The organism is Sporosarcina sp. BP05, from assembly GCF_014282005.1.
GTDB lineage: Bacteria > Bacillota > Bacilli > Bacillales_A > Planococcaceae > Sporosarcina.
The window spans coordinates 218,908-234,232 of the sequence record NZ_JACFTD010000005.1; the positions used below are offsets into that span (position 1 = coordinate 218,908).

Annotated in this window: 14 protein-coding genes and 1 riboswitch; of the genes, 5 read left to right on the plus strand and 9 right to left on the minus strand. The window is 38.8% G+C overall.

The genetic code is table 11. From position 1 onward, the window contains the following. Nucleotides 1-20 precede the first annotated feature (20 nt). Nucleotides 21-830: an alpha/beta hydrolase family protein gene (locus H2672_RS08325; protein ID WP_186670847.1), complete on the minus strand. Its 810-nt coding sequence runs from the start codon at nt 828-830 to the stop codon at nt 21-23. Between the two features lie 503 nt (nt 831-1,333). On the opposite strand from H2672_RS08325, the gene H2672_RS08330 reads away from it, so the two are divergent. Beyond that, the gene (locus H2672_RS08330) at nt 1,334-1,495 is read left to right on the plus strand and encodes a hypothetical protein (RefSeq protein WP_186670848.1); all 162 of its coding nucleotides are present in this window, start codon (nt 1,334-1,336) and stop codon (nt 1,493-1,495) included. A gap of 263 nt (nt 1,496-1,758) precedes the next feature. Here H2672_RS08330 and H2672_RS08335 read toward each other — a convergent pair whose 3' ends face one another. The 7 genes from H2672_RS08335 to H2672_RS08365 all read right to left on the minus strand — a co-directional run bounded on the left by H2672_RS08335 (nt 1,759) and on the right by H2672_RS08365 (nt 9,871). Further along, the gene (locus tag H2672_RS08335) at nt 1,759-2,730 is read right to left on the minus strand and encodes an NAD-dependent epimerase/dehydratase family protein (RefSeq protein WP_186670849.1); all 972 of its coding nucleotides are present in this window, start codon (nt 2,728-2,730) and stop codon (nt 1,759-1,761) included. Nucleotides 2,731-3,174: 444 nt separating this feature from the next. Further along, complete coding sequence (locus H2672_RS08340; RefSeq protein WP_186670850.1) at nt 3,175-3,876, minus strand: ABC transporter ATP-binding protein; 702 nt, start codon at nt 3,874-3,876, stop codon at nt 3,175-3,177. Nucleotides 3,877-3,887: 11 nt separating this feature from the next. After that, nucleotides 3,888-4,664, minus strand: coding sequence for an ABC transporter ATP-binding protein (locus H2672_RS08345; RefSeq protein ID WP_186670851.1), 777 nt, complete (start codon nt 4,662-4,664; stop codon nt 3,888-3,890). An 18-nt stretch (nt 4,665-4,682) separates the two neighbouring features. Next, nucleotides 4,683-5,969 carry a branched-chain amino acid ABC transporter permease gene (locus tag H2672_RS08350; protein ID WP_186670852.1) on the minus strand — a complete coding sequence of 429 codons (1,287 nt, stop codon included), beginning with the start codon at nt 5,967-5,969 and terminating at the stop codon, nt 4,683-4,685. Nucleotides 5,970-5,978: 9 nt separating this feature from the next. Then, the gene (locus H2672_RS08355) at nt 5,979-6,965 is read right to left on the minus strand and encodes a branched-chain amino acid ABC transporter permease (RefSeq protein ID WP_186670853.1); all 987 of its coding nucleotides are present in this window, start codon (nt 6,963-6,965) and stop codon (nt 5,979-5,981) included. A 196-nt stretch (nt 6,966-7,161) separates the two neighbouring features. Next, nucleotides 7,162-8,349 carry a branched-chain amino acid ABC transporter substrate-binding protein gene (locus H2672_RS08360; RefSeq protein ID WP_186670854.1) on the minus strand — a complete coding sequence of 396 codons (1,188 nt, stop codon included), beginning with the start codon at nt 8,347-8,349 and terminating at the stop codon, nt 7,162-7,164. A 433-nt stretch (nt 8,350-8,782) separates the two neighbouring features. After that, nucleotides 8,783-9,871 carry a metallophosphoesterase gene (locus tag H2672_RS08365; RefSeq protein ID WP_186670855.1) on the minus strand — a complete coding sequence of 363 codons (1,089 nt, stop codon included), beginning with the start codon at nt 9,869-9,871 and terminating at the stop codon, nt 8,783-8,785. An 861-nt stretch (nt 9,872-10,732) separates the two neighbouring features. Between H2672_RS08365 and H2672_RS08370 the strand changes: the two genes are divergently transcribed. Further along, the gene (locus tag H2672_RS08370; protein WP_222439337.1) at nt 10,733-11,560 is read left to right on the plus strand and encodes a C40 family peptidase; all 828 of its coding nucleotides are present in this window, start codon (nt 10,733-10,735) and stop codon (nt 11,558-11,560) included. Between the two features lie 415 nt (nt 11,561-11,975). Here the strand turns inward: H2672_RS08370 and H2672_RS08375 are convergent, their stop codons facing one another. Then, nucleotides 11,976-13,115, minus strand: coding sequence for a TerD family protein (locus tag H2672_RS08375; protein ID WP_186670856.1), 1,140 nt, complete (start codon nt 13,113-13,115; stop codon nt 11,976-11,978). A 238-nt stretch (nt 13,116-13,353) separates the two neighbouring features. Further along, a riboswitch (PreQ1 riboswitch) is annotated at nt 13,354-13,397 on the plus strand. A gap of 7 nt (nt 13,398-13,404) precedes the next feature. Here H2672_RS08375 and queC point away from each other — a divergent pair. The 3 genes from queC (at nt 13,405) to H2672_RS08390 (ending at nt 15,299) form a co-directional block, all read left to right on the plus strand. Next, nucleotides 13,405-14,070 (plus strand): 7-cyano-7-deazaguanine synthase QueC, encoded by a 666-nt coding sequence (queC, locus tag H2672_RS08380; protein WP_186670857.1) that lies wholly within the window; start codon nt 13,405-13,407, stop codon nt 14,068-14,070. Then, a complete protein-coding gene (queD, locus tag H2672_RS08385; RefSeq protein WP_186670858.1) occupies nt 14,067-14,474 on the plus strand; it encodes a 6-carboxytetrahydropterin synthase QueD in 408 nt (135 codons plus the stop codon). Before queC ends, queD begins: the two co-directional genes overlap by 4 nt. Nucleotides 14,475-14,540: 66 nt before the next feature. Then, nucleotides 14,541-15,299 carry a GIY-YIG nuclease family protein gene (locus H2672_RS08390; protein WP_186670859.1) on the plus strand — a complete coding sequence of 253 codons (759 nt, stop codon included), beginning with the start codon at nt 14,541-14,543 and terminating at the stop codon, nt 15,297-15,299. Nucleotides 15,300-15,325: the final 26 nt, after the last annotated feature.

The window sequence follows — 15,325 nt, forward strand, 5'->3', positions numbered from 1 at the left end:
CTCTTTGAATCATCTTTGCCCTACAATGCTATTTTCCTGGGAAACACATAACACTTTCCAAGCCATTCAGCAGATTTCGTAAATAATTCATGCTCAAATGCATAGCTTGAAAACGTATGGTCTGCCCCTTCAATATAATGCGTATTAACTCGTTCAAGAATTGGCCTTTGTTGCAATGATGCGAAATAACGGGCGGCATATTCTTTTGGTATATCTTCATCCTGTTCTGCATGAATGATCAACGCCGCCTCTTGATACGAACGAATCGCTCCAAGGGGATGATGATTTTTCAAATCTGTTAAAAACATTTGACTGACATAAAACCCATGATAATCAACTACCCCATTTGTTTCTGCAGTTATCATAGCACTAGTGCCTAGAATTTCAGCAATATCTTCATATGGCTTACCCACTGGCGACCATAAAATAAGTTTACGTATTCGACGATCTTTTGCAGCTGTTAATGAAGCGACAGCACCACCAAGACTATGTCCAATTAAAATAATATTATTTGCATCTACTTCAGGTAACACCGATACATAATTTAGCACCGCCTGAACCTCACTCAGCTGCTTTGTTACCGTAACATCTGCATAATCCCCGTCACTTTCCCCGCAACCACTAAAATCAAAACGAAAAACTGCATATCCCTTCTTCGTGAAATACCGTGCTGCTTTCACAAATAACCGATGTTCACCCACTTTACTACCAACAAATCCATGCAATAAAACAATAAGCGGGACCTTTCTACGATGCGCTCCTTCTGGGAGATGAAGAGATCCCGAAAGGTATAATTGATTTGCATAAATTGAAATCGCTTTACTTGTCATAGTAAACATCCTTCCAAGGATACTTTTTTCACACACTATCCTTACCTGTTTACTAGGTATTATACGTATTGAATTTGTATAAGTCAATAAATAGGCGTGGAGTAGTACAGCTTTTGAGGGTGTAACATTTATAAATACCTTAATAATATTTGATTTAAAAATGACGCAGAAGTTTTTATGTCCGCTGCGGAATTTTACCTTGAAGTAAAAAAGGCAAGTTAATACATAAGGAAGCTATATGAAAGGACTTTTACAGGAAGCCTGTCGCCACAAGTAAAAGCTGAGGCCCTTGAATGTGAAAAGCGCTACGACCGTATTCTTGAGAGCGGTGAAAAAGAGTGGGCGACAGTCCCTATACCCGATGCCCTGAAAACGAGGAAAAATTAAAAAGAGCAAAGCCCCTAATCTAGCTGCACGCTTACAGCTCCATAAAACCGTTCTATTGCGGTTTATTTGGAACAAGCGTCCCTTTCGACAGCAGTTAGGCAGAACTGGACATCCGAATGATGAAAGTGAAACAGATAGTATCAGGCCACTTCCGTACAAATGAAGGGGCTAAACAATTTGCCCAAATCCGCGGATTTATTTCCACGCTTCGTAAACAAGATCGTGATATTCTTTCCTCGCTCGTCTCTGTTGTCCGTGGAGAATTCTCATTGCAATAGGATCTATGTAGGTTTAACAAGTGATTCTATCTACTCTCCAGCGAAGGCGCCTAACTGGGATAGCCGAAGTGATAAGACTGATAGTGGATTTCTATCAGCCTTATCATGGGAGGCATCCCCAAGCGTCAATCGCTGTTGGTATAATTTCCCAAATAAACATAGATACCTAAGTAGTTACGGAAAATAATTAATATGGGAGTAGAGTAAAAAAGGCATAAGATTCTAATCGATTCGGAATTCAATCGGAACCTGATGCTTTTTAATTACGCCATCACCTTGTTAATCAATAATTTCTCGATTTCGTTCGTTGGACCAGCTTTGCATTTTTCAACATCAAGATGCTTCGCCCATTCCCTCGTGTCATCTGCAGTTACACGTAGAGGACGAATCGAAAGCCCAGCCTTTGCAGCATTAGATGCATCTACAATGAAAAACCCTTGTGGATATTGTTCAGAAATCGGAATCCAGAAGGGAAAACGATACTTTGGATCCATCTCAACTTTTGCCACGATATTGTCGGGAATGGCGATTTTCTCAGTTCCTTGTTCAGAAGTTAATTCATCGATGAACGTTTCGAATGAAACTGGTTGAGAAGCAGCATTAAACGTCCCTGTTTTCTTCTCCTCAATCATTTCTACAATCCATTTAGCTAAATCACGCACATCAATCCACTGTACTTTCCGGTCGCCTCCCGGTATGGCAATAGGTCCTTCCTCAACAGTACGCATTGCCCAATATGTGAATCTATCTGTTGGATCATCCGGACCTACGATAATGCAAGGTCTAACAATGAGAGCTTTACTGCCAAATCCGTCATTCACTTCTTTTTCACACATTACCTTTAACGGACCGTACGTTTCGCCTGTCACTTCATCTGTAGTGATAGTATGTGTAAATGTCGAGCTATTCTCATTTACATCGCCTTTTGAGTGATCATCATAAACTGAAATCGTTGAAATAAATGTATAATGGTCGATCTTATCTTTCAATGCTTCAATAACCGGTTTTACATCATTCGGCGTGTAGCCGCTCGTATCAATGACAGCGTCCCAATGTTCTAGAGCCGCCTGATCCATATGTGCCCGACGATCCCCAATAATATGACGACATTTCGGAAATAAATCTGGATTTGTTTTTCCACGATTGAATAGTACTACCTCATGTCCGTTTTGTAGTGACCGCTCTACGATATGACGACCGACAAACGATGTTCCGCCAATAACTAATAATTTCATGTGATAACCCCCAATGTATTCTTGATAATATTCTCATCTTATAATTACTTGTTCTCTATTTACGGTCATAGTTCCTTCATTAGACAAAAAACATCAATTTCATAATTCAAAGCATCATATTGCTTCAATCAAAAAAGCTGTCTTCCCTAAACTTGATCATTTACTAATCATGCTACATGTCATTTGTTTCAACTCTCCAAAAAAACGCTTGGATAGTTACTATCAAAGCGTTGTTGAATAAATAAATTGAACAAATGAACACATATATAAATAAAGCGAAGGCGCTATTTCGTGTCAGTAACTGAACACCGGTAGCGGCGCGATAAGACTGGCAGTGATTTGCTGCCGGGATTTTCGCGGTGGGGCTCCACGAAGCGCCGTAGCTAATTCAATGTTTTTTTATTACAACATATATAGATTGGCCAAAAACTCCTATTTTTACCGCTATGCTAAATACGCTTCTCGGACTTCTTCATTCGTAATTAAGTCATGGCCGTTTCCTTGAAGTTTAATTTTCCCTGTTTGAATAACATAACCTCTATGCGCAATTTGTAGAGCTTGATAAGCATTTTGTTCCACAAGTAAAATGGTTATGCCTTCTTGATTTAATTCTTTTATGATTTCAAAAATTTGTTCCACAATGATTGGAGCCAGTCCCATTGAAGGTTCATCTAGCATTAATAAATCCGGTTTCATCATGAGTGCTCGCCCGATGGCAAGCATCTGTTGTTCTCCACCGCTCATCGTCCCACCCTTTTGCTCGATACGGTCTTTCAATTTAGGAAAAAAGTGAAAGACTTTTTCCATTCTTTCATCAATCACATTTTTATTCTTTACTGAGAATGCACCCATTAGTAAATTTTCTTTGACCGACAATTTCGAAAAGATCCTTCGACCTTCGGGAACATGAGCAATTCCTAGTAAAGTCGTTTCATGGGTAGGCTTGTTTGAAATTTCAGTCCCATTATATAAAATGTTTCCAGTCTTTACTTTCACCAATCCGCTTATGGACTTTAGTGTCGTTGATTTCCCAGCACCATTGCTACCTATAAGTGTTACAATTTCTCCCTTTTCCACTGATACGTCTATACCCTTTAAGGCGTGTATTCCACCATAATAGGATTCAACATTTACTAATTGAAGCATATATTGTCCCCCTATCCCGTTTGAATAGCTCCCGATCCTAGGTATGCTTCTACAACCTTTGGATTATTTCTGATGTTTTCAGGCTTACCTTCCGCAATTTTTTCGCCGTGATCCAATACAACGATATGTTCAGAGATTTCCATGACGAGCTTCATATCGTGCTCAATTAAGATAACGGTTAGATTGAATTCATGTTTCATGCTCTGTATGAGCTGTGTTAGGTTTTTTGTTTCTTTTGGATTCATGCCTGCCGCAGGTTCGTCTAATAATAAAACCTTAGGATTAGCAGCAAGGGCCCTAGCGATTTCCAGTCTTCTTTGTGCTCCATAGCTTAGATTGCATGCTTTTTCATTTAAAGAATCAGCTAGTCCTACATATTCCAATAAGTTGTATGCTTTCATCTCTGAAGCCTTCTCTTCCTTACGAATAGCAGGAAGATTTAACAAGATCCCCAGTAGGCCTGCTTTTAAATTGATATGCATTCCAACTAGAACATTTTCAAGTACTGACATTTCATTAAACAAGCGGATATTTTGGAATGTTCGAGAAATGCCTTTTTTCGATACGTCATGAGGCTGTAATCCGTTTATCTTTTCATTTTCAAGAAGTATTATGCCTGACGTAGGCTGATACACACCGGTAATCATATTAAAAAATGTTGTTTTACCAGCTCCATTCGGTCCAATAACTGCTGTAATTGAATTTTTCTCCACTGTCATTGATACATCTTGGTTTGCTGTTAAACCGCCAAACTTTTTAGTTAAATTTCGAACTTCCAAAATAGACAATTACTGTACCTCCTTCTGCTACAACTTCTCATTTTCCGATTGTTCCTGCGGGGTTACTAACTTAGCTTTCCTGTTTGCTCCTTGTAAGTCCTTTTCAATAAATATACGGTTTTTTGCTGGCAAAAGTCCTTTTGGTCTATATAAAGCAAACAGGATCAATAGCGCCCCAAATATAAACCGTTGCATTTTAGCTGGTGATAATGCGTATGGAATCGAGATTATTCCTGACAAGCTTAGTTGGTTCAACCAATTTGTCATTTCCGTCAATACCTGGAGATTCAGAATCGTCATAACAGCCGCCCCAAGAATAACGCCAGGGACACTTCCCATACCCCCGAGAACTACCATTACTAATATCGTAATTGACTCAAGTAGTGTAAAGCTTGTAGGATCTACAAATGCTTGTTTAGCAGCAAAGACGACCCCCATCATCCCGGAAAAGGTAGCACCAATTGCAAACGCCATTAGTTTTGTGCGAACTAAAGGGACACCCATAGCTTGAGCAGCTATTTCATTTTCCCTAACAGCTTTCCACGAACGGCCTATTTTGGAGTGTTCAAAACGGCGAACTGTAAAAATCGTGAAAAATAAAAGCACAAGTACAATGTAATAAAATTGGCTAGGATAAAGGAAATCGATTCCAAACAATCTAGGTGGCGTGACAGAAGAAATTCCCATTGCACCGTTTGTAATATTTATGGGGCGATCTAGATTATTAAATATTATTCTAATAATCTCTCCAAAACCTAACGTTACAATAGCTAGATAATCTCCCTTAACCCGAAGAACTGGTATTCCAAGTAGAATTCCAAACAATGCAGCTACCAAGCCTCCAATGATTATAAATAGCCAAAAGCTTTCTCCTGATAAAGGGAAAGTTCCAAATGGCATAAAATTAGATGCTTGCGCTGTAGCAAAAATACCATATGTGTATGCTCCAACTGCGAAAAATGCGACAAAGCCCAAATCGAGAAGGCCAGCCATTCCAACTACAATATTTAACCCTAAAGCCATAGCAATATAGATGCCCACAAGTGTTGAGACTTCCATATAAGATTGATAAGCATCTCCATTACTAGCAGTGAACGGAAGTAAAAACACTAGCACAAATCCCGCTATCAACCACTTTGTCAGATTAGTAAACTTTGTAAAATATAGTAGTAATAATGAAGTCAATAGAAGTAGAAACGCGGTAACTGACTTCTGTGCCGTATATAAACTTAGTGAAGTAACCCCGATGTAAATTAGAAGAAAGATTCCATGCGCAAGTTTGTTTTGTTCATATTTTTTCCATAGAGTTTTCAATCTTCTCACCTACACTTTCTCAGTGACCGGTTTGCCTAATAAGCCCTCCGGTTTAAAAAGTAACACGATGATCAATATCGCAAATGCAAACACATCTTTGTATTCAGCACCAAATACGCCACCAGTTAAAAGTGTTAAATTTGCGGAGGCAAACATTTCTAGCACCCCAAGTAGTAAACCGCCAATCATTGCGCCACGGATATTTCCTATGCCGCCTAATACTGCCGCGGTAAATGCCTTCAACCCGAGAATAAACCCAATATAAGGGTCAATGGTTCCGTATTGTACAGCAAACAATACCCCCGTAGCGCCACCAAGTGCAGATCCTACAAAAAAGGTAATTGAAATAACTTTATTCACATTTACAGTCATTAAAGAAGCGGTTTCTCTATCTTGTGCTACAGCCCGCATCGCCATTCCCCATCTTGTCCTATTCACAAATATATCTAGAGCAACCATCATAACAACCGCCGTAACCAGCACAATAATAAATGATGTTTTTATTGATGCATCGTTAAAAATGGAACTTATGGATGATGTTTTAATCAAAACTTGTTCTGTAAAAAGACTAGGTCCCGTTACAATGTAGTTTCCTTTCGTTAATTCTGCGATAAATCTAACAATATCTTGCAATAAAAATGAAATGCCGATAGCTGTAATAAGCGGGATCAATCTAGGTGCATTACGTAATGGTCTATATGCCAATCTTTCAATACCCATCCCCAAAAAACCTGTTAGGAAAGCAGTTACTATGAGTACAATAATTAGCATAACTATGGCAGGAAGCGCCGACCCCCATCCAGTTCCTGTCATAAATATTAGTAAAGCTGTCCCAATAAAAGCACCTGTCATAAAGATCTCACCGTGTGCAAAGTTAATTAATTCCAGTATTCCATAAACCATTGTGTACCCTAAAGCAATTACAGCATACACAGTTCCTAAGGCAAGACCATCAATCAAGACTTGCGGGATTGTTTGTATTACTTCGTTCAGCATAAGTTACCTCCTTGTCCAAGGTGTATAGAAGAAAAGGGTACTCTCACTAAGTAAAGCGCAAGGCGCCCGCTAGACGCGACAGGCATAAGTCGATCCGGAGACGTGGCGCTCTTTGCCACATAGCTGGATTGCTTATGACCCGAGCGGCTGGCGCCTGGAGCTAGACAGTCAAAATGAATCATACCCATCAGCCTACTTATTTTTCAACTTCACCTTCTAATTGCGGTGGATAACTAGCTTCTTTGTAGTTGAAAATAAACACTTTTGCATACTCATTGTCGCCAATGTCATCAAAGCTTACTGTTGTCAATACACCTTGATAATCTTTTATTCTACGAACAGCATCTCTTACTTGTTCGCGTGTCGGCAATTTATTATTATTTGCTGTAATTGCGTTCTCGATACCTTTCAAAACCACACCCATTGTGTCATAGCCGTAAACTGAGTATGCTTCTGCATCTCGATTGTTTATTGATTTATACCTTTCCATAAACTCTTTTCCAGCTTCTGATTCAGCGGGATCTCCTGCTAGAGTAGTAATGTACGTATTTTTAATTGCATCTCCAGCAATTTCAACAAGTGTAGAAGAATCTAATCCATCTCCACCCATTATCGGGATATTAATACCTTTTTCGCGTGCTTGTTTTATTAAAAGCCCGCCTTCTGCGTAGATTCCCCCGAAGTATACTAGATCTGGTTTCTTGGAAAGGATTTGGTTTAGAACTCCATTAAAATCTTTCTCTCCAAGCGTGATCCCTTCAAACCCAAGAATTTCAGCTCCTGCTTCTTCAGCACCTTTTTCAAAGGCTTTCGCAAGCCCAGTACCGTATGCTGTTTTATCTTGAACGATAAAGATTTTCTTTGCTTTTAATGTGTTAACCGCATAATTAGCTCCTGCTGGACCTTGAGAATCATCTCGAGCAACGATACGATTTACTGTTTTTAATCCTCTATCCGTAACTTCTGTTGCTGAGTTGGCTGGTGAAACCATTGCAATACTGTATTTTTCATATACTTCTGAAGATGGGATAGCAACGCCAGAGTTGAAGTGACCGACAACTGCGAATATAGATTTATCTGCACCTATTAATTGAGCATTGGCCACTCCTTTTTTGGGATCGGCTTGGTCATCATAAGGTACAAGCTGTAACTCAAATCCTAATTCTTTAAACTTGTCCTTTTGGTCGTCTAATGCAAGCTGTGCACCTAGCTTAATTACTTCTCCAATTGCAGCACTACCTCCTGATAATGGCGTCTGAGTAGCGATTTTAATAATCGGTAAACCTTTTTCTCCACCCGTTTTGGCCTTACCACCGCAGCCCGCTAACATGCCTGCCACCAAACCTCCTGCTAACAATAAAGCTAAAGATTTTTTAAACTTCATGTTGTCCCCCCTTTTCCCTAATTGAAGTACAAGCCTCTGTATATATATATTAATCAGAAACAAGAATTAGGACAGATTATTCATTTTTATTTTCTGGGAATTTCGTTCCAGTCAAGTAAACAGGTGAGTAATTCACACTTGAATTTTTGTTTCAGATTAATTCCTATGTAAGTCTGTGATTTTGAAAATAAATAACCATAAGCAAAACAGCTGAAAGAAAAGGAATTCCTATTCTTTCAGCTGTTTTTTGCTTTTATAATCTGGCACTTGTGCGACATTCGGTTAGTATTAACGAGGTTTTCTTCATAGACAAATGGTTCCAATTTTTCTAACTATCATTTCTATTTGGACAAAACATTTGCTTTTTTCCTTCTGGATTTGAACCCCAAATTTTAGCTACCCTTTGTCTCAAGGTTTGCTGTTATTCTGCGTTTCATTTTTGGAATTTAAGATTGATTTCTACGATTTCAGCACGGCTACCGATTCTTAGTGGGGGTCCCCATGTACCAAAACCGGAAGTTACGATTGAATGAAGCTGATCTTTTTTTAAATAGCCATAATGATTTTCAAAGATCAATCGAGTAATTAGATTAGCGGGGAATAGTTGCCCTCTATGCGTATGCCCCGATAACAGCAAATCAATTCCACTGTCACTTGCCTCGTCAAATTCAACGGGCTGATGGTCCATCATAATCAGTGGTCTGTTCTGGTCTAAACCGGCAACTAACGCGGTTGTTGTCCTCCTACTCTTTGCCGCCAGGTCTTTTCGACCAACTATGTAAAAATCATTGGCTACGAGTGCTGTTTCGTCTGCTAGTACACTAATGCCGATTTTCTCCATTTCGACGACTAATTGATCAACATCATTGCAATAATAATCATGATTCCCCGGTACAGCGTAAACACCAAGTGGTGCATGAAGTTTCACCAATGTTTTCCCCATCTCTTTATCCAGGTATGGAGCGATGTAGTCATCGATAATATCACCAGGAATTAAGATTAGATCGGGGCGTAATGCCTCAACCTCGGCAACTAAACGTTCAAGGTGCTTTTCACCGACAATTCCCCCGAGATGAAGATCGGAAAAAACGACAAGTTTTAACTCTTCTTCTGTAGCTGATTTTTCAATGGCCACCTCATACGTTGTGACAACGGGACTCCAAGCATTGTACGAACCATAGATAAGCACAACAACGAAGAATAAGATCGTCCCTAATCCGATTTGAAAAATCCATTTCTTTTTCAATAGGTAGACGGCGAGATTGATCAAGGGTAATACTAGTAAACTATAACCAAATAGCACGAGCCAAAATCCGCCAATGAATTGGATAGGTATCCATGACCAAAACCGTCCGATGAAAAAGGATAAACTAAGTAGGACCATTAGTATGATATAGGTTTTCTTGTAGGCAGCGAATTGCGTCGTTTTTAGCCATACCCAACCATTGTATCCAATATAAAAACATAACAGTAAATAGATCACTAAGGCGAGCAATATTAGTAAAATAGTTGTGAATGGCATCTGTTGTTTCCCTCACTTTATTACATTATTTACCGAACAAAGATAGAGTGGATTGGTAACCGTCAAACTTGTTCCATTTCCCCGTCCTGCTTTGTACAGTTATTTTATAGCCATGCAGATCAATGTAGAGAATTTTGGTACTTTAACGTGGTTCCAAGACTACGATTCGTTCGTAGTTGTTTATCCAATCGAAACTTTGATTACTGAATAGGATAATTATCAGAATCAAGTGAAGCAATGTTCAGTGAATATTCACTCCGTTTCGAAAAGTGGAGTTTCACACTCATTTTTGACAATACCTATTCAAATTACCAACCCAAACCCTTTTATACTTCCATTCTACCATACCTACTTTCTTCATTTTATTATTGCGACCTGGTCAACTTAACCTATAAGAATTGCTCATTCCCAATAGAGTCAACTACATTGGTATATGAAAGGAATACATATATGTAATAAAGGTCCATTTCACTTGTTAAAGAAATACGAAATTTGAAATACAATTTCTTCATACTTTATCCCACTGTCAAAATAAACACACTCAAAAACGAGAATAAGTTCTCCTATAACTAGAGTCGTCCCTCTATACATCTCCTTGGTGTAGCGAAGCGAATTTTGATACTTTCATTCTCGTTGAAATATAATGAACCGTTTTGCTGTTCTTTAGTAAGTTATAAATACTAATCACCCACTCCCCCCCTGGAAACTGTATAAGACTCCAAGATATCCCGTTATATTTACGAACACGTAATGAATTTGTAATCAAACTGCTGTTGTACTTACATACTCAATTCTCTACTATTATATATATATAGTCATTGATACTTCAATGATTCATAGAAAAGGTGGCTGAAATATATAATGAGGAAAATTGCGTGTTCACTACTTTTAGCAGGTTCTTTAGCATTTGGTATGGCAACTAGTGATGTAAAAGCAAGCACCCATAAAGTCCAAACTGGCGAATCGCTATGGGACATTTCAAAATTAAACCAGGTGTCCATTACCAATCTTAAAAAATGGAATAACTTAAAATCAGACTTACTCTATCCAAATCAAGTCTTACAAACGTCAGCTAAGAATAGCAATTTAGCGTCTAACAGTATAACGGCAAAGACGGGTTCCTTTAAAGCAAAATCCAATATCAATGTGCGTTCCGCTGCCGGTACTGCTAATAATATCGTTGCTAAGGTGAAAAAAGGGGCTACGTTAACAGTTTCACAGCAAAAAAAGATGGGGAACGATGTATGGTTTCATGTAAAAGTCAACAAAACATCGGGTTGGATACTTAGTTCTCTTTTGACAAGTACAAACGAATCGACTTCTAAGTCACCCGCTTCTTCTCAAACCGTCGTTGATCAGGCGATGAAGCTAAGAAGTATACCCTACATATTTGGCGGAACGACAAAAAACGGCTTTGACTGTAGTGGTTTTGTTCAATACGCTTTCAAACAATCAGGAAAAGACGTTTCGCGCACCACGCTTGGTCAATTTGCACAATCGAAGAAAGTAACCTCCCCTAAGCCAGGTGATTTAGTCTTTTTCCAAAATACATATCGTAAAGGCATTTCGCACGTTGGCATTTACATTGGCAATAATAAGTTCGTCCATGCTGGAGGCAAGCAATCACAAGTAACAAGTTTAAACAACGGCTATTGGAAATCAAAATTACATAGTTTTAAACGGTTGTAAGCAGTATCCCTTCATCTAGTTAATTAATGAAGGGATTCTTTTTTAGGTAATTTAAGAGAGTCTACTCGACTGGCAAACGAATACCTGTATACAAATAAAAAAACCACAATTTTAAGGGCTGTAGCAGTTCTAAAAACTAATTTAAGGTGCCTTGTCACCTTAGTGCAAGATACCTTTCACTAGTATATGTATAATTATTAACACGTCTGTTGTTTAACTAAAAATAACCAAAAAAACTTGATCAAACCCTAGACGCTACGTGTAGGGATGCTTCTCAACTGGATAAAAGCCTCCAAAGATGCAATTTTGGAGGCTTTTACTTTTTCTATGTTTTTTTCTATTATTAATAGTAAAAAAGCGTCACTTTCTATAAGACATCACATAATTAATTTGTATCTTCGTGCACGCACATGTCTTACTTAAATTCCTCAGGTCCGACATTCATTTCAAATGCCCCATTTTTATACATAAGGGGAGATCTTTCAGTACCGGATTCAGAGTAAGTTTCTACATGGCTTACTTTCATTTCATGCATATCTGTGAAATCAATTTTGGCAATTGCTACCCAATAAGCATACTTATTCTCCTCGAACAAAGGGGATGTGATTTTTTGTCCCATTTGATTATCGACAACCGCTTTCGCTTTCATCGCTTTGAAACTGCCAACCCCGTTGGAGACCGCGCTGTACGCTGCAAATAAAACATAATTAAGCTGTGATGGATTATGAACAGTAATCGTCTCTTTCCCAGAGTTTTTCGCGTCTCCATCCAACGTGATGAACGGTATGCTAGTAGAGCTTCCAAGATTTTTATAATAGACTTTGCCTTCAGTTCCGTCTTTCGTAACGTAAAAACAATATAAATCCAAATCCTTATTGCTTTTCCATTCCAGCGTCGCGACTACTTTAGTCGTTTTCTTAATTGATATCGTTTCTTTTTTCCTCAGGGTAACGATTAAAGGTTTCACTACTTCTTTTTTCTCAACAGGCGCGGGCACGGGGGCTATCGGTTCGTTAATTACATCCAATCCAAAGTTTTCACATAAAGAGGGAAGTCCGCCATTGAACCCACTCCCCACTGGATTCAGCTTCCACTCGCCGTTATGCCTATAGATTTCACCAACAACGATAGCAGTCTCTTGCTGTAGTTCTTCCCCGAAAGTAAATGAAAACAAGATTCGCCCACTCAATCGATCCTTCACAATTAAGCGGGCGGAAGAAACTGTACTGAAACTTTGTCCTTTGCTCTCTCCCTCATGAATAGTCAAGGTAAGTGCGATTTTTTGGATAGTATTCGGAACCTTATCCAAGGATAAGTGGATTTCATTTTGCCCGTTTGTAGAGCTAAAATGCTTTACAGATTTATCTATACTAAATGGTTGTCCATAAAATATAAAGCTTTCATCGTTTTTACAGAGTCCACCTTCATCCAATAAAAATGCCGCTCCGTCAATCTCCATTTCTTTGTTTATCGTCGTCCATTCTAAGACAGTAACAATATCCGTAATTGCCGTATTTTTTGTAATATCAACTTTTTGCCCTCGTAAAATATTCATGATTCGACTCCTTATGGTTATAATAGTTGTGATTTTCTTTATTCAGGCTCTACAACATAATTAAATACAGATGTAACTCATTTTACCGGTCTTCTCCTCGATTTAATAGAACTAACTATTTCCAATCTTAAAACGGATTGTGTGAGTGTCCATATCCCTATTCATCTAAGAGGTTAACTTGCGAATCCCCTCTTACCGTCCCATCCATTCCCCAGTTATGCTATCATTAACAGGGTTCAAAAAAGAGGTTCGAAAACTCCCTCTCTAAAAAACTAAGGAGATGTTTATATTGAAAAATGAAAAAGCGGTTGTCGTCTTTAGCGGTGGCCAAGACAGTACGACATGCCTATTTTGGGCATTGAAGCATTTTGGTGAAGTGGCAACGGTAACGTTTGACTATGGCCAACGCCATTCAGAGGAAATCGAGTGTGCTCGGCAAATTGCAGACGAGCTCGGCGTATCGTTCAAAGTGCTGGATATGAATTTGATCAACCAGCTGTCAGCGAATGCTTTGACACGGGCTGATATTGAAGTGAAGGAAGTAGAAGGCGAATTGCCGTCGACTTTCGTTCCTGGTAGGAATCATTTGTTTCTTTCATTTGCTGCAGTTTATGCAGATGCGATTGGTGCTCGTCACTTAATCACAGGTGTGAGTGAAACGGATTTCAGTGGTTATCCTGATTGTCGTGACAATTTTATAAAGTCGTTGAATGTAACTTTGAATTTAGCGATGGACGGACGGTTTGTCATCCATACGCCATTGATGTGGCTCGATAAAGCCGATGTGTGGGCATTGTCTGACGAACTTGGTGCGTTTGAATTTGTGCAGGACAAGACACTTACTTGCTACAACGGAATCCCGAGTACAGGTTGTGGGGAATGCCCTGCCTGTGTGCTACGGAATGATGGACTCGCTACTTATTTATCCAAAAAGTCTGTAGGTGTTACTGAATGATGCAGCAGTTTTATCCGCAAGTTCAGCATTCTTATCGTTTTGAATTAAACAAAGACATGCATTTTTCTGCGGCACATTTCATTCCAAGCGAAGATGCTGGAAAATGCCAAGTGATGCATGGACATACCTATTACTTAAATATAACAATTGGAGGAAATGAGCTTGATCCAATCGGTTTTCTGATTGATTTCAAAGAGCTCAAAAACCTCATTCATAATAAATACGATCACTCTGTGCTAAATGATCATCCTGAATTTAACAGCAATTTCCCGACGACGGAGAAATTGGCTGAACAGATTTACAAATCAATCCAGGAAGTTCTCCTGACGAGAAGCAATAAGCCCGTCTGTCTCCAAGTTATTGTCCGAGAAACGCCGACCTCATACGTGATATATCGCCCTTAGTTATTCTCTTATCCTAGAAATCACTTTATAATAAAGGTAAAGGATAGATTAATGGGGGGTTGCTTCATGAAGGTCTATGTACTAACTAATGAAGTGAACGGTAAACAATATGTAGGAATTACAGTTCAAAAATTACAGGATAGGTTTAATCAACATTGTAGGTACTCGGGAATGGTTATTAATAAAGCCATCCAGAAATACGGTAGGGAAAAATTAACGATTGAGGAATTAGAAGAATGTTCATCGTTAAAGGAACTCCGAGAAAGAGAGACCTACTACATTGAAAATCTTTGTACCGCGACTCCTAATGGCTATAACCTATCTTTTGGTGGTGAAGGTCTTGCTGATGAAGCCAGAGAAAAAATATCTAAAGCTTTGAAGGGGAAGCCCAAAACTAAAGAACACGCCGAAAATATATCTAAAGGACGTACTGGTCTTGAAGTTTCTTCTAAAACTAAGAAAAAATTAAGAGAAATAAATCTTGGCAAGAAATATTCAGATGAAACGAAGAAGAAACAATCTGAAAGTCAAAAAAGATATTTCAAAGAAAATCCAGGACGGATAGAGCAATCTCGAAAAGGCGGGCTTATGCGTAAAGGGGCCAAGGTAAGTGACCTTACTCGAAAAAAGATAAGTAAAACCCTTAAAGGAAGACCAAATATACACACTAGATTAACACACTTAACTATAGAGGATAGGGATTCCATTTTAAATGAAATCGCTGCAGGGGAGAAAATGAAAAACTTATCTGAAAGATACAAAGTATCCTATGACACAATCAAAGAAATAAAATACGGACGACATTGGCTGTGCAGAGAGGGATGATTATTTGAGTAAAATAAAAATACCGA

Coding starts and splice junctions, on each gene's coding strand:
- H2672_RS08325 (WP_186670847.1), bottom strand. CDS start 830: ATGACAAGTAAAGCGATTTCAATTTATGCAAATCAATTATACCTTTCG.
- H2672_RS08330 (WP_186670848.1), top strand. CDS start 1,334: ATGATGAAAGTGAAACAGATAGTATCAGGCCACTTCCGTACAAATGAA.
- H2672_RS08335 (WP_186670849.1), bottom strand. CDS start 2,730: ATGAAATTATTAGTTATTGGCGGAACATCGTTTGTCGGTCGTCATATC.
- H2672_RS08340 (WP_186670850.1), bottom strand. CDS start 3,876: ATGCTTCAATTAGTAAATGTTGAATCCTATTATGGTGGAATACACGCC.
- H2672_RS08355 (WP_186670853.1), bottom strand. CDS start 6,965: ATGCTGAACGAAGTAATACAAACAATCCCGCAAGTCTTGATTGATGGT.
- H2672_RS08360 (WP_186670854.1), bottom strand. CDS start 8,349: ATGAAGTTTAAAAAATCTTTAGCTTTATTGTTAGCAGGAGGTTTGGTG.
- H2672_RS08365 (WP_186670855.1), bottom strand. CDS start 9,871: ATGCCATTCACAACTATTTTACTAATATTGCTCGCCTTAGTGATCTAT.
- H2672_RS08370 (WP_222439337.1), top strand. CDS start 10,733: ATGAGGAAAATTGCGTGTTCACTACTTTTAGCAGGTTCTTTAGCATTT.
- H2672_RS08375 (WP_186670856.1), bottom strand. CDS start 13,115: ATGAATATTTTACGAGGGCAAAAAGTTGATATTACAAAAAATACGGCA.
- queD (WP_186670858.1), top strand. CDS start 14,067: ATGATGCAGCAGTTTTATCCGCAAGTTCAGCATTCTTATCGTTTTGAA.
- H2672_RS08390 (WP_186670859.1), top strand. CDS start 14,541: ATGAAGGTCTATGTACTAACTAATGAAGTGAACGGTAAACAATATGTA.